The following is a 14702-nucleotide window of genomic DNA, read 5'->3' as shown; positions in this document are numbered from 1 at the left end:
TGCGTGCATCGTATAATGGCTATTACCTCAGCCTTCCAAGCTGATGATGCGGGTTCGATTCCCGCTGCACGCTCCAATTCCTCCTTATGTTTTGTTACGTGTTTTCTTCCAGCGATACCCTATTCAAAAAACTTCTCCGCTCGTTAAACCTATAAGCATTAATCCATATAGCTTAAACCCATTTTGTTAAGTCTAACCAACCAACGCTAATTAAGCAGCTAGCGCTATTAACTCCTTAAATCGCTTCGAATTTCTTAAACCTTTCCCATTACATATTGCAGTCTAGCTTTTAACGATTTTCAAAATTGTTCCAATTTAATAATCTTGGTCAATATCTGCAAAAATCATTGTGTTAATGTGCGCGCATTAGCAACAACCCATAAATAATAAAAAATGTTTAAAAGCAATGAGTTAACAATTAACATCGAAGCAATTAATGTCGCTTTAGCAAAAGTTGAAAATGCCAATAAAATTCAGCTAGATACATTGAAAGGTTATGTGAACAGCGAGCCTGAACAAGCTGTACTGGCTTTTCGATCGCTGAATGAAGCAGAATCAATCGACGACAAGTTTAAAAAGATCATGGCAGAGCTACCGCACCTGAGCGGCGAAGCACACCACCTACTGGAAACATCGATCCTATTACAGTAATGGCCAAGAAAGATAAGTCTCAACTAGCGCGATGAGCTAAGACTTATCTTTTAGCTTTCTGTTTTTAGTACTTTCCCAGCAGCTATTTCTAGCTCTATTAGATAATGCCTAAAGCGTTATCGACTTCGCCATACCCGCTTCAGCGTGACCAGGAATATTGCACGCGAACTCTACGTTATTATCACCATGGAAATGCCAAAGCATCTGTTTCGCTTTGCCCGGCTTAACTGTAACTGTGCTGCCCGAGTCATGAGCGTGATTACCCATGTTTTTCATCATTTCACGGTGCTCTAACTGCTCTGAAGCAGAACCAATCGAGAATTCGTGATCAATCTTGCCCGTGTTCATCACAACGAACTGCACCACGTCGTTCGGCTCAATATCAACCTTGTTCTTAAATGTAATTTTCATATCGTCACTTAGCAGAACATGAACCACTTTATCCGGCTTTGCGCCTGTCGCAGGCATACCCACTTCAGACATGCCTTCCATATTCATCATCTTCGAATGGTCCATCTTTCCATCCTTCATCATGCTGAGATCCATTTTTGAATGATTCATCTCTCCACTCTTCATCATCGAGTGATCCATATTTGAGTGGTCCATATTCGAATGGTCCATTTCAGCAAAAGCCGTTGCAGTAGTTAACATCAGTGCAATCGCAATAAGTGTCTTTTTCATGATCGTTCCTTAGATTAATTCAGTTATTTATTTGTTAGTTTCACATGTTCATGTGGTACGCCCTTACTCACTCTGTTTTTGGTCAGTAAGGGCTAATAATCAATACGTTATTTGTTTGGTTCGTTTTGGCTATGCGTAATCTCACGCTGTTTCCAGAGCTTAAAGATTGCAGGCAACACCAGTAGGGTAAGCAATAGTGCAGACGCCATTCCGCCTATCATCGGCGCAGCAATTCGCTGCATCACTTCAGAGCCCGTACCCTCGCCATACATAATTGGAATGAGGCCAATAATCACCGTAAGTACTGTCATCATAACTGGGCGAACACGCAGTCCTGCGCCCTCACGAATAGCATCCGTTAGGTCTTCACGCTGAAGTGCTTTCTGGTTCTGCTCCGCATCCAACTTCTTGTAGTGCCATGCTTGATTTAGGTAGACCAACATGATCACACCTATCTCAACAGCTACCCCGGCAAGGGCGATAAAGCCCACCCCCACTGCAATGGAGAAGTTGTAATTGAGGACATGCATCAGCCATAAACCACCAACCATTGCGAGTGGCAACGTCAGCATGATCATCATCACCTCACCAACGCGGCGGAAGCTGAGGTAGAGCAACAACATGATGATTGCGATGGTGATTGGCACAACGACACTTAAACGTTCTTTGGCGCGCTCCATGTATTCGTATTGACCAGACCACGCCAATGAATATCCAGCAGGCAAGACGATTTTATCTGTAACGACTTTTTGCGCCTCTGCCACATAAGAACCAAGGTCGCGACCTTCGATGTCAACGAACACCCAGCCATTAGGACGCGCGTTCTCCGTCTTAATCATTGGTGGTCCATCTTCATAGCGAATATCTGCAACATCAGACAAAGCAATTCGCGCTCCGTTTGGTGTCACTAACGGCAGGTTCTGCAACTTAACGACAGAATCACGATAGCTTTGCGGATAACGGACATTGATTGGATAACGCTCTAGCCCTTCTACCGTTTCGCCGACATTCATACCGCCAACTGCGGTCGAAATAACCTGCTGAACCTCTTTGATGCTTAATCCGTAACGAGCAGCAGAGCGGCGCTTGATGTCTATCGTCACATAACGACCACCCGCAACACGCTCAGCGTAGACAGAAGCAGTACCACTCACGCTATTGAGGATGGGTTCAAGTTGAGAGCCAATATCCTCAATCACGCTCAGATCTGGGCCTGCGATTTTGATACCAATTGGCGTTTTAATACCCGTCGCCAACATGTCGATACGTGTTTTGATTGGCATGACCCAAGCGTTGGTCAAACCGGGGAATTGAATCAGATCATCAAACTCTTTACGCAGAGACTCAGTAGTGACACCGTCACGCCACTGTTCTCGCGGTTTAAGCTGAATAACCGTTTCAATCATGGTCAGTGGCGCAGGATCGGTTGCCGTCTCTGCTCGACCAATTTTGCCCCACGTGGTTTCGACTTCTGGAATGGTTTTGATGAGCTTGTTGGTTTGTTGCAACAACTCACGAGCCTTACCTATTGAGATGCCCGGATACGTGGTTGGCATGTACATCAAATCCCCTTCGTCCAAAGGAGGGATGAACTCGCTGCCAAGCTTACTGGTTGGGTAATAAGCAGACGCCATTAAGCCAAGTGCGATAACAATCATCACCTTGGGATATTTTAGGCTGAGGTTTAGAAGCGGTTTATACATCGCCACTAGGCTACGGTTTACTGGGTTTTTATGTTCAGGTAGCACGTTACCGCGAATGAAATAACCCATTAACACAGGCACCAGCGTGATTGCCAAACCGGCTGCTGTAGCCATCGCATACGTCTTGGTAAACGCAAGTGGCGAGAACATCTTGCCCTCTTGCCCTTCTAGCGCGAACACAGGCACAAAGCTCAAGGTAATGATAATCAGAGAGAAGAACAGCGGTGCGCCAACTTCTTCTGCTGCCTTACCAATCACCTGCCAACGGTTTTTGTCAGTGAGCGGAGTCCGTTCAATGTGTTTATGAACGTTCTCAATCATCACGATGGCACCATCCACCATGGCGCCAATCGCAATCGCGATCCCGCCAAGAGACATAATGTTGGCGTTAATACCCTGCCAATGCATAACGATGAATGCGCCTAAGATACCGACAGGCAGACTTAGCGCGATAACCAGTGATGATCGGATATGGAACAAGAACAGCGCACACACGACGGCGACCACGATGAACTCTTCAGCCAGCTTCTTCCAAAGGTTTTCAACGGCTGAATCAATCAAAGTAGAACGGTCATAAGTTGCGACAATCTCGACACCATCAGGTAAGCCAGCTTGCAGTTCAGCGAGCTTGGATTTCACCGAGTCGATCACTTCACTGGCATTTTCACCAAAGCGCATCACAATAACGCCGCCAACCGCTTCACCCTCACCATTGAGTTCCGAGATACCACGACGCATTTGCGGGCCAAGATTAATGTCAGCAATGTCACCTAATAGCAGCGGAGTACCTTTGTCGGTCACTTTTAGCGGCAGAGATTGAATATCTTCGATGCTTGTCAGGTAACCGGTGGTACGAACCATATGTTCGGCTTCCGCAATCTCAACAACAGACGCTCCTGTTTCTTGATTACCATCTTGGATCGCCTTGTTGACTTGCTGAAGCGTCAGGTCATATGCACGTAACTTGGCAGGATCAATCTGTACTTGATACTGCTTCACCATGCCGCCAACGGTCGCCACTTCAGACACGCCTTCTACAGTTTGCAATTCATACTTCAAGAACCAATCTTGCAAACTACGAAGTTCCGCTAAGTCGTGCTGACCTGTTTTATCTTGCAACACGTAGCTGTAAACCCAGCCCACACCGGTTGCATCGGGTCCTAGTGTTGGCTTGGCACTCGATGGTAAGTTAGGTGCAACTTGGCTTAAGTACTCCAACACTCGTGAACGCGCCCAGTACATATCGGTATCGTCATTGAAGATGATATAGACATAGGAATCACCAAAGAACGAGTAGCCACGAACTGTTTCAGCACCCGGTACAGCTAACATGGCGGTGGTCAATGGATAGGTCACCTGATCCTCGACCACCTGTGGGGCTTGACCCGGATAACTGGTTTTGATGATTACCTGAACATCTGACAAATCAGGAATGGCATCGACAGGTGTATTTTTAACGCTGTATAAACCGCCAAATACGATGGCGACAGTGGCAACCAGCACTAAGAAACGGTTGCTAATAGACCAGCGAATAATTGCATTGATCATAGTTCGCCCTCACCCGTGCTATTCGTCGGTTCGAGAGATTTGAGCACATAATCAGAACCTTGCTTCGCCACTAGAAACCGAATGGTTTGACCCTCGGCAAACTCAGATAAATCAAGGTCATCACTGGCTTGGAAATTCATTTCACCCGCTTTCCAATTCCACTCAGGGACTGGCTGATGTTTTACAGTGATCATGCCAAAATCTGCCATCAACATGGTAATGTCACCCGTTACCCAAACTTCGCCGGCGATCTTGTGTTTGTTGACCTTGTAATCAACAACCTCGTATCGCCCTGACTCTGTCTTTCGCATCTCAAAGTCAATTGCCTTACCACGTTCCACGTCACTCATGTCCAAGCCTTCCGCAAAGGTGAAGTTCATCACCATGCCCGGCCAATCCCATTCTGGAACAGGCTGATGGTTAATCATCACCATACGACTGCCTTGCATAACGTCGGAAATTTCACCGTTCGCCCATACGGTTTCAGCTTCTTCCTCAACACTATTGATGCGTGACAGATCAGCAGATTGGCTCGATTCAGAATCCAACATGAAGTGCGCAGAAGTGACAATGTTTTCACCTTGCTCCAGCCCTTGAAGCACTTCTATTTTTTCGCCAGCTTCACGACCAACCTCAATACGAGCAGAGCGATACTTGCCAGAACCTTCTGACATCACCACTCGAGTCATACCACCGGAGTGAATCACCGAAGATCTTGGGATAGTAAGGACAGCTTCATCACTGATGGGTTTCAGCGCAATATTGGCAAACATATTTGGCTTAAGCTCGCCATTTGGGTTGGAGAACTTCAAACGAACACGCAAGGTTCGAGTTTTTGGATCAAGGATTGGGTACACGTAATCGACATTACCTAACCACTCTTTGCCGGGAATGGCATCTAGAGTCATCACCGCATTGCTGCCTGACGAGATCCAGTGCGCTTGACGCTCAAACACCTCAGCATCAACCCATACTTCACCTAATGGGCCTGCACTGATCACCGCTTGTGCAGGTGAAAGGTAACCACCTTCTCGGATATTCAGGCTTGCGATGACACCATCAGCTGGCGCTTTGACTTCAATGGTTTGCGAAGCTTTGCCTTTGCGCGTAATAGAGCGGATTTGAGTCTTATCAACACCCAAGGTAATTAAGCGTTCAGTCGAACCTTTGATCAAACCTTTACGACCCGTTTTATAAGCACTGATCAACTCGTCTTGTGCTTTAACAAGCTCTGGAGAATAGAGTGTGAAAAGCACATCACCTTTGTTTACCTTCTCACCTACTGCGTTGATGGAGAGTTTTTCCACCCAACCAGAAACACGGACGTTGGTTTGCCATAGCGCACTTTCATCAAATGCCACGTAGCCAACCGTTTCAATGCGTGGTGATAGCGCTTCTCTCGTGACTTGTGCGGTTTTCACGCCAAGGTTATTTTCCACAAAAGAATCAATAAACACGGTTCCGGGCTTATCTTTGGCTCCGCCGTTCACATCGTCAGCATATACAGGGATAAGATCCATCCCCATTGGTGACTGACCCGGCTTGTCTCGCTGATAATTTGGGTCCATCGGAGCCACCCAATACAGAGGTTCATCCTTGGTTTGTTTACTTACTTCGGCGCCTGTACTCGTTGCCATTGCTGACATGTTATGTGCTGACCCAACGACAAAGTGATTCACACTAAAACCCAATGCACCACCGACCAATAAAGCGATTGTTGCTACTTTTACTGTACTCATTGTCTATTCCCTTATTGATTGGCTGTGTGTTTAGTTGCGCTTGAGTTGAGTTGTGGTTGGTTTACTTGGTATTCAAAGCCACTGACTAACGCCGCCAGTTTGCTGTTAACGATGTTGAGATCGGTGATCAAACGTTGTTGCTCTAACTTAAGCGCCAACTCATCGGTCGTTGCTAAAATGACATCGTTAAACTGAGCGGTATTGTTTTGATAGCCCCTCTCAACCGCACTGATTCGTGCTGCGGTTTGAGGAAGCAAAGACGTTTGATAGCGCTCTAATCGCTGGATCAGATTTGATCTGTCCACCAGCAATGCGTTCACTTGTGCGTTCATTTGGGAAAGTAAGGTGTCTTTTTGAGATTTAGCCGCACCAACTTGATACTGAGCAGCCGATAAGTTTTTATCTTGTCGGTTCCCTGTAAACAGCGGGATGTCGACTGTCAGATAAGCACTCACCAGATCAGAAGCAGGTTCACCCGCCATGTTGTTGGCTTGACGGTGTGCATACATCACTTCGACCCCAAACTGTGGCGTATAAGCTTGCTCTGCTAACTCAACCTGAGTTTGATTGGAGGAAATACTGACATCGGAGATCTTAACCAAAGGATGGTCAGTCAGTAGCTGGTAGTGCTTGGATGAATCGATATTGGTCGCTAATTTGCTTTCCAACAACGACCAATCGATTTGGTTAGTTGCATTCAGTGTGCCCTGAGAATCAAGAACCTGAGAGCCTAGCCAATCAGAACCCAACCATTCAGAAAGCTGAGAGATTAGACGACGCTGAACCTGCTGGTTTGCCTGAAGTTTCTCATCAAGCTTGCTCACTTGGAGCTGAGCATTAAGCAGATCTTGCGCTTCACTTTTACCAATCGAGTAATTGGTTTGTACATAGTTTTCAAGCTCAACCAACAAACGACGATTTTGACGAATCACCGACTCAGCCTTTTGCTGATAACCTAACTCAAGCCAAAGCTGCGTCATGCTATTCGCAACCGTCAATTCTCTTGCTTGCACCTGCAAAGCCAAACCATCCGCTTGCTGCCCCGCTTTTTTCTGCTGTAGATCCAGCGTATCGCCACGTTCAAATTGCTGCATCAGACCAACCGAGATATTGGTCATTGGGTCTTCATCAAACTGGAAGCGATCGACTGGCAGACCACCAAATCCGACTTTTAGTTTCGGATCCATCAAGGTTGCGCTGGCAATGCCCGTTTCTCGCATCGCTTGAGACTGAGCAAAGTACTGTTTGCGATTTCCATCTTCGCTTAAAGCAATCTCAATCAGTGTATTGAGTTGCTGCGTCGAGCTTGCTTGGTCATGTGCTGAAATGTGTTGAGCATTTGAAGCTGACGCCGTGGTAGCCGCGAGCGTAGCACTTGAAAACAAGGCCATAGGCAAGGCAGCAGCAACCACTAAGCTCGTGTTCATGACAAACACAGAGGTTGTTGGTTTCATATTCACAATGAATGTCCATATCTAGCGCTAATTAGCGCATAAAAAAGAATGGCTTATCAGATTTATCTAACTGATATAACTGTATTTTTAGATATAGATTTATGCGGAAGGTGGGCGTAGCAAAGATTGAGCGCGTGCGACTTTCTGGCCAATCGTGACCGATTGAAAACGAGCTAATGAAAAGGAAAGTTGATCAACGGCTTGAACAGCCTGGATTGGATAGGGACTTGCAGAACACATTGAGGCACAGCAATCGGCACTCGAACAATGGTTACCCATCATCGGACTGCCGTCTTCGCTCATTGAAGACATATCGAATTGAGCCATCAAAGCATGGGCACTCATGTTAGAGTCTTCAGCGTGTACTTCTTCACTCATCACATGGCATCCCGCCTTTGAGTCATTAACCGAAGTATCGCTGTGGTAACAAGCCGACTTACCCGAGCTCATTTCCAACATCATTACTTCAGTCATCAAGGCTGAGGAGCTTGAGGCATAGCTAGACATCAACATCGCAATGATGCTGAAAACAATAATCCAAGTTTTTCGGAATGTGTTTGTCATAGCTTACCTTTGAATTTACAACGCAACTATAAACGTTCCCCTTAGGGTAAGGTCAATGCCATTGTGCCGATATTTGCCTGACCGTTGAAAAAGTATTCATCCTCTCTTTCATCAAAATGAGATAATTCTTCGACTTTGCAGTTTTTTCTTTAAAAATTATCCAATTAGCTAGCGAAACCTCTATCTGTGTATTTTACTTAAGATAGTGCAACCACGATTCACGGATGATAAAAATGGCTAACAAAAAAAACGTCGAAGCAAACAAGAAAAATACAGAAATCAAAAATAAGAAAAGTAACAAGCTAGAACAAAAGAAACCAACACAAAAAAAGAAGCGCAGACTGCATTCACATCTAAAAGTGAATATCCCACTTTTTCAGTCACTCATGATGATTTTGCCATCATTGGCTAAACACGCTGCTGCAGAGAGCATAGACAATTCCAGTGACGCTGCAGATCAAGTAACCGCAAATAACGTGACAGCAAAAGATTCCAGCGACCACCATGGAAAAACCGACTCATCAGCGGTTACTCATCAAGAGGCTCAAACGAGCGACAGCGACGTAAACTCGACCTTAAGTGCAAGTCATGCCGCCCATGGTTCGAGCTCTCACCTGGTTCCTTCTCATCATTTATCGACGCTTTCTCACCCGCAAGTCCATTACATTCCTTCGGTATCGATGCCTACTATCTCCTCAGGGAGTAACGGTCAGCCGACTCATTCGAATGCGCCTACGACGCCCGCTTTACCCGTCACCTTTATGCCAGAAGTTATAAAAGGTACCTACGGAGAGCTTCATGTTGATGCCAATGGTCAATACACATTCGTATTGAATCCAAATTCTCCTCAATACATCCTGTTAAATCAGCACCAATCAGGTACTGACCATTTTGCGTTACATCTATCTAATGGCTCGAGCATCATTGTTCAGGTACCGGTAACAGGTAAGCAAGACACGCCAAATATTTCTGGAGACCTAACAGGTGTCGTAACAGAAGATCACAATATTGATTCACAAGGCTTGTTACATGCGAACGGTAAAATTGATGTCATAGACCCTGATCAAAATGAAAGTTCGGTTACGCCGGAAGTTATCTCAGGTAAATATGGTTCATTAACTATCGATGCTGATGGACACTGGCAGTATCAAGTTGATAACTCGCTCTCTAATGTTCAAGCTTTAACCGCAGCCACTTCATTGCACGAAAGCTTCACTATTCACACCAAAGACGGCACACCGCAAACCATCGATATGACGATTGGTGGGAACGACGACAACGCCGTAATTACGGGTGTGGATGCTGGCACGTTAACTGAAGATTTAACGACACAAGTTCAAGGGCAGCTTTCGGTAACGGACTCTGATCTTGGAGAGGACCACTTTCAAGCCTCACAAGTGACTAGTAATTTCGGTACGCTAAGCATAACCAAAGACGGTGCGTGGACATACAGCTTAAACAACAATAACCCAGTAGTTCAAAGACTTGGCCAAGGTTCAACTGCGACAGACATCGTCACTGTTCACTCAGCTGATGGTACAGCGCATCAAGTTATGGTTACGATCAATGGCACCAACGACCATGCAGTAATCACGAGTAGTACAGCAAATTCACCAAGTTCGTTTTTCGCTATCGGGACAAGTAATGGCTCAAGCCAAGTTACTGAAGATAAAGACCTAACGGTTTCAGGCCAACTCAACATCACCGATATCGACTCAAAAGAGGCGCATTTTTCTAATTCCGACCTCAAGGGGACACTGGGTACTTTACACCTTAAAGACAATGGCGATTGGACCTACGATCTAGATAATAAAAACCCACAAGTTCAGGCTCTTGGTCAAGGCTCTGCGACAACAGACATCATAACCATCCACTCCGCCGACGGCACTCCTCATCAAATTGCAATTACCGTTAACGGCACCAATGATAAAGCCGTGATAAGCGGAACCAGTGCCGGCGTGGTAACCGAAGAGTCCCAACTTCAGACCTCGGGCACACTTGCGGTAACGGATGTAGATACTGGCGAAGCGCACTTCGCTACTTCATCCACAGGAAGTACCGATATTGCAGGCTCGTTTGGTATGCTACATCTAACCGATTCGGGGGCTTGGACGTACGATCTTGATAACACTAACCCGACCGTTCAAGCATTAGGTAAGGGCTCGACAGCTACTGATACCATCACCGTTCATTCTGCTGATGGCACGCCGCATCAAGTGACTATCACAGTAAATGGCACTAATGACGCAGCTACTGTCAGCAGTGCGACCGTTGCCATCTATGAAACCGACAAAGCGGTAACCACCTCAGGCACCCTCACCAGTACCGATGTTGATAACCCAGACAATACCTTCACACCAGATTCTATCTCAGGCACCAACGGTGATCTCACCATTGATACCACTGGCCACTGGGTATTCACCGCCAACAGTGCGTTTAATCAATTAAACGTCGGCGATAAAGTAGAAGAAACCTTCACGGTGTCGTCTGTTGATGGCACACCGTCCACTATCAAGGTGACAATTAACGGTACTAACGACACAGCTACTGTCAGCAGTGCGACCGTTGCCATCGATGAAACCGACAAAGCGGTGACAACCTCAGGCACCCTAACCAGTATCGACGTCGATAACCCAGATAACGCATTCACGCCAGATTCCATTGTTGGATCTAACGGCGACCTAACTATTGATGCTAATGGGCATTGGGTGTTCATCGCCAACAGCGCGTTTAATCAATTGAATGTCGGCGATAAAGTCGAAGAGACCTTCACGGTGTCGTCTATTGATGGCACACCTTCGACCATCAAAATTACTATTAATGGTACCAATGACAAAGCCGTGATAAGCGGAACAAGTGCTGGCGCGGTCACCGAAGAATCTCAACTTCAAACCTCTGGCTCACTGACTGTGACTGATGTTGATGCCGGTCAAGCGCACTTCTCCAATACCGATATTGCTGGGACTTTAGGCACCTTACACCTCACTAATTCGGGGACATGGACTTACGACTTAGATAACACCAACCCAACCGTTCAAGCGTTAGGTAAAGGAACAACCGCTACCGATACCATTACTGTTCATTCTGCTGACGGCACACCACATCAAATTACTATTACGGTTAATGGTACTAACGACAAGGCCATCATTGGCGGGACAAACTCTGGTGCAGTGACTGAAGAATCTCAACTTCAGACGTCAGGTACACTGACTGTCACTGACGTAGATACTGGTGAAGCACACTTCTCCAACACTGATATTGCAGGCACATTAGGCACTTTACATTTAACTGATAACGGCACTTGGACTTACGATTTAGATAATACGAATCCACAAGTTCAAGCGCTAGGCAAAGGAGCAACCGCTACCGATACCATCACTGTTCATTCTGCTGATGGCACGCCACATCAAGTGACTATCACAGTAAATGGCACCAATGATACGGCTGTAATTGGCGGTACAAGTGCTGGCGCAGTAACAGAAGAGACACAACTACAAACTACTGGCACATTAACCATTACTGATACCGATAGCGGTGAAGCACACTTTGCCAATACTGATATCCAAGGCTCCTTAGGTACATTACATCTAACAGATAATGGCGCTTGGACGTACGATCTTGATAACACCAATCCTATCGTTCAAGCGTTAGGTAATGGCGCAACCGCTACTGATACCATTACCGTTCATTCAGCCGATGGCACACCTCATCAAGTCACCATTACAGTGAACGGCACTAATGATAATGCTGTGGTAGGTGGAATAGATACTGCAAGTGTCACTGAGAAAGCTGCTGGAGATAATATGTCACCAGATCATGCTCAATCGGGTATGGCGACACTTCGAGTTAGTACACTAAACGCTAATGGACATTTATCTGTGATTGATCCTGACTCTGGTCAGTCTGGCTTTGCTGATAATAATGTGGGGTATAACTATCACGGTACATATGGTGACTTAATTTTAAATCCAAATGGCGATTGGAATTACTATGCCGATGCTGGAAGTCTCAGTCACATTGGTGGAAGGCCCACGACCAGAGGCTCCGCTATCGATAAGTTAGGTGAGGGTGAAACACTCACAGACACTATCACCGTTCACACAAAAGATGGAACACCACATAATATAGTCATCACTATCAATGGTAGTAACGACAGGCCTTATTGCTCTTCAGAAGTACAACTCAACGCAGGTACTGAAGATACGAGACAAACCATTACAGCTGCACAACTGTTACAAAATTCAATAGATGTCGATAAAAATGACTCTGGACTGCTTACAGTAGCAAACCTTCATCCAGATCACGGCTCGATTTTAGATAACCAAAATGGTACATACACTTTCACACCAGAAAAAGACTATAACGGTAAAGTTCATTTCACCTATGATGTCAAAGATGCACATGGCGGTGTCACTCATACTGGAGCTACCAGCAGTTTAAGTGCTGTTGCTGATAAAGCGGTTATAAGCGGTAGTGATACCGGAACGATTATTGAAGATCATAATGTGGGTCACAGTTCATTACAGCCTGTCGTTGCATCGGGTTTGCTGAGTGTGACAGATCCTGATGCAGGGCAAGACCATTTTCAGGTCAATCTGTTATTAGGAGAACAGGCGATTCACGATCCCTTTGGTGGTTTTTTACGCATTACACCAAGTGGCGCTTGGGGATATGAAGTAGCCAATAGTCGCTTGCAATCATTAGCTGAAGGTGAAGTAGAAAAAGTTGTATATCGTGTTTACTCTGCAGACCACACTGCCCACGATATAACAATAACGGTGACAGGCACCAACGATCAACCGAGCATTACTGCGACGACACTTGCACATGGCACTGAAGATACGCATTACCAAATGCAAGCCAGTCAGTTTGGATTCAGTGATATCGACACAGGCGATACGTTACATTCCATCGCAATCACAGATCTACCATCAGCAACACAAGGTAAGTTTGTACTTGATGGACACGATGTTACAGCGGGGCAACACATCCCTACAGCTGACATCAGTAAACTTCAGTTCGTTCCTGCGCAAGATTTTAATGGCGATGTTCAGTTTAAATATACTGTTAACGATGGGCATGTTGACTCACAAGAGGCTACTAACACTCTTCATATTGATGCGATTGGAGATAAAGCCGTTATATCAGGTGTGGATACTGGCGATGTTTATGAAAACAGAAACCCTGATATGTCGCCAGACTTTGCCCAGTCAGGTATGGCGCATTTAACTAATAGTATGATTCATGTTGAGGGGCAACTAACAATCATCGATCCAGATACCGGCGAGAATAGTTTTGATTCTAAAGGTATTGGTTATACCTATCATGGAAATTATGGCCATTTGATTCTTAATACAGATGGTAAATGGTTTTATGGTGTTGCGACCGGCACTGCTGATGTAAATGGTGGATTAACAACAAATGTAGGATCGACGATTGATCAACTTGGTGCAAATGAGACACTCACTGATACGATAACGATACAAAGTAAAGACGGTACCAGTCATGATATTGTTATCACCATTCATGGCGACAACGACCGTCCATACTGCTCTTCAGAAGTGCAGCTCAACAGCGGTAAAGAAGACCTCGCGCAAACCATCACGGCCACCGAACTCTTAGCAAACACTATAGACGTGGATAGCAACGACCTAGGCAAACTCACCGTTGCGAATCTGCTAGTCGATCACGGGTCTGTTGTCGATAATCAAGACGGCACCTACACTTTTACTCCAACCAAAGACTATAACGGCCAAGTTCATTTTAGCTATGATGTGACAGATGCGCATGGCGGAACGACTCATACAGGGGCGTCTACCACACTCACCGCTACCCCAGACGGCGCCATCATTTCAGAAGTAACAACTGACCACGTCACTGAAGATGGTTCACACAGCAGCCACAATGCAGGGGTTACAACTGAGCTCGCGAATGGAAGACTACAAGTTGTGGATCCAGATAGCGGGGAGAATAAATTCCAATACAGCCAGTTTGGTGAATCAGCAGTTCACGATCCGTTTGGTGGCATGTTACGTATTGATAGCTTGGGCAATTGGGGGTACAGCGTTAATAATGCCAATTTGCAACACCTTGCTCAAGGGCAAACTGAAACCGTTATCTACCGTGTTCATAGTTATGATGGAACGGCATACGAGTTGCACATAGACGTTGTAGGCACCAATGATGCGCCAACCGTTACCCAAGTTGCGCTAAGTAACGGCACTGAAGACACGCATTATCAAATGCAAGCGAGTCAGTTTGGATTTACGGATGTTGATAGTGGCGATACGCTACATTCAGTTGCAATCACAGATCTACCACCAGCAACACAAGGTAAATTTGTGCTTGATGGACACGATGTT

Annotated in this window: 7 protein-coding genes and 1 tRNA gene; 3 read left to right on the top strand and 5 right to left on the bottom strand. The window is 45.8% G+C overall.

Annotation, left to right across the window (positions count from 1 at the left end; genetic code table 11):
- Position 1: 1 nt before the first annotated feature.
- Positions 2-76 (top strand) — tRNA-Gly (locus tag AB4496_RS04885).
- A 317-nt stretch (positions 77-393) separates the two neighbouring features.
- Entirely contained in the window at positions 394-651 is a 258-nt protein-coding gene (locus AB4496_RS04880; RefSeq protein WP_004731488.1) for a hypothetical protein, read from the top strand.
- 108 nt (positions 652-759) lie between these two features.
- Here AB4496_RS04880 and AB4496_RS04875 read toward each other — a convergent pair whose 3' ends face one another.
- The 5 genes from AB4496_RS04875 to AB4496_RS04855 form a co-directional block, all read right to left on the bottom strand.
- Complete coding sequence (locus AB4496_RS04875; RefSeq protein WP_009845523.1) at positions 760-1332, bottom strand: cupredoxin family protein; 573 nt, start codon at positions 1330-1332, stop codon at positions 760-762.
- Between the two features lie 107 nt (positions 1333-1439).
- On the bottom strand, positions 1440-4583 hold the full coding sequence (locus AB4496_RS04870; RefSeq protein ID WP_009845524.1) for an efflux RND transporter permease subunit: 3144 nt from the start codon (positions 4581-4583) through the stop codon (positions 1440-1442).
- Positions 4580-6322, bottom strand: coding sequence for an efflux RND transporter periplasmic adaptor subunit (locus AB4496_RS04865; RefSeq protein WP_009845525.1), 1743 nt, complete (start codon positions 6320-6322; stop codon positions 4580-4582). Before AB4496_RS04865 ends, AB4496_RS04870 begins: the two co-directional genes overlap by 4 nt.
- 11 nt (positions 6323-6333) lie before the next feature.
- Entirely contained in the window at positions 6334-7776 is a 1443-nt protein-coding gene (locus tag AB4496_RS04860; RefSeq protein WP_009845526.1) for a TolC family protein, read from the bottom strand.
- A 99-nt stretch (positions 7777-7875) separates the two neighbouring features.
- The gene (locus tag AB4496_RS04855; RefSeq protein ID WP_009845527.1) at positions 7876-8340 is read right to left on the bottom strand and encodes a hypothetical protein; all 465 of its coding nucleotides are present in this window, start codon (positions 8338-8340) and stop codon (positions 7876-7878) included.
- Positions 8341-8573: 233 nt separating this feature from the next.
- Here AB4496_RS04855 and AB4496_RS04850 point away from each other — a divergent pair.
- The coding region (locus AB4496_RS04850; RefSeq protein ID WP_372130646.1) for a VCBS domain-containing protein at positions 8574-14702 on the top strand (6129 nt) is incomplete at its 3' end.

Source organism: Vibrio sp. 10N.222.46.A1 (genome assembly GCF_041473595.1).
GTDB lineage: Bacteria > Pseudomonadota > Gammaproteobacteria > Enterobacterales > Vibrionaceae > Vibrio > Vibrio tasmaniensis_A.
Note: the sequence above shows the minus strand (reverse complement) of the source record. Positions and strands in the feature narration are given on the sequence as shown.

Excerpts from the sequence above, each read along its gene's own strand:
- AB4496_RS04880 (WP_004731488.1), top strand. The coding sequence starts at position 394 with ATGTTTAAAAGCAATGAGTTAACAATTAACATCGAAGCAATTAATGTC.
- AB4496_RS04875 (WP_009845523.1), bottom strand. The coding sequence starts at position 1,332 with ATGAAAAAGACACTTATTGCGATTGCACTGATGTTAACTACTGCAACG.
- AB4496_RS04870 (WP_009845524.1), bottom strand. The coding sequence starts at position 4,583 with ATGATCAATGCAATTATTCGCTGGTCTATTAGCAACCGTTTCTTAGTG.
- AB4496_RS04865 (WP_009845525.1), bottom strand. The coding sequence starts at position 6,322 with ATGAGTACAGTAAAAGTAGCAACAATCGCTTTATTGGTCGGTGGTGCA.
- AB4496_RS04860 (WP_009845526.1), bottom strand. The coding sequence starts at position 7,776 with ATGAAACCAACAACCTCTGTGTTTGTCATGAACACGAGCTTAGTGGTT.
- AB4496_RS04855 (WP_009845527.1), bottom strand. The coding sequence starts at position 8,340 with ATGACAAACACATTCCGAAAAACTTGGATTATTGTTTTCAGCATCATT.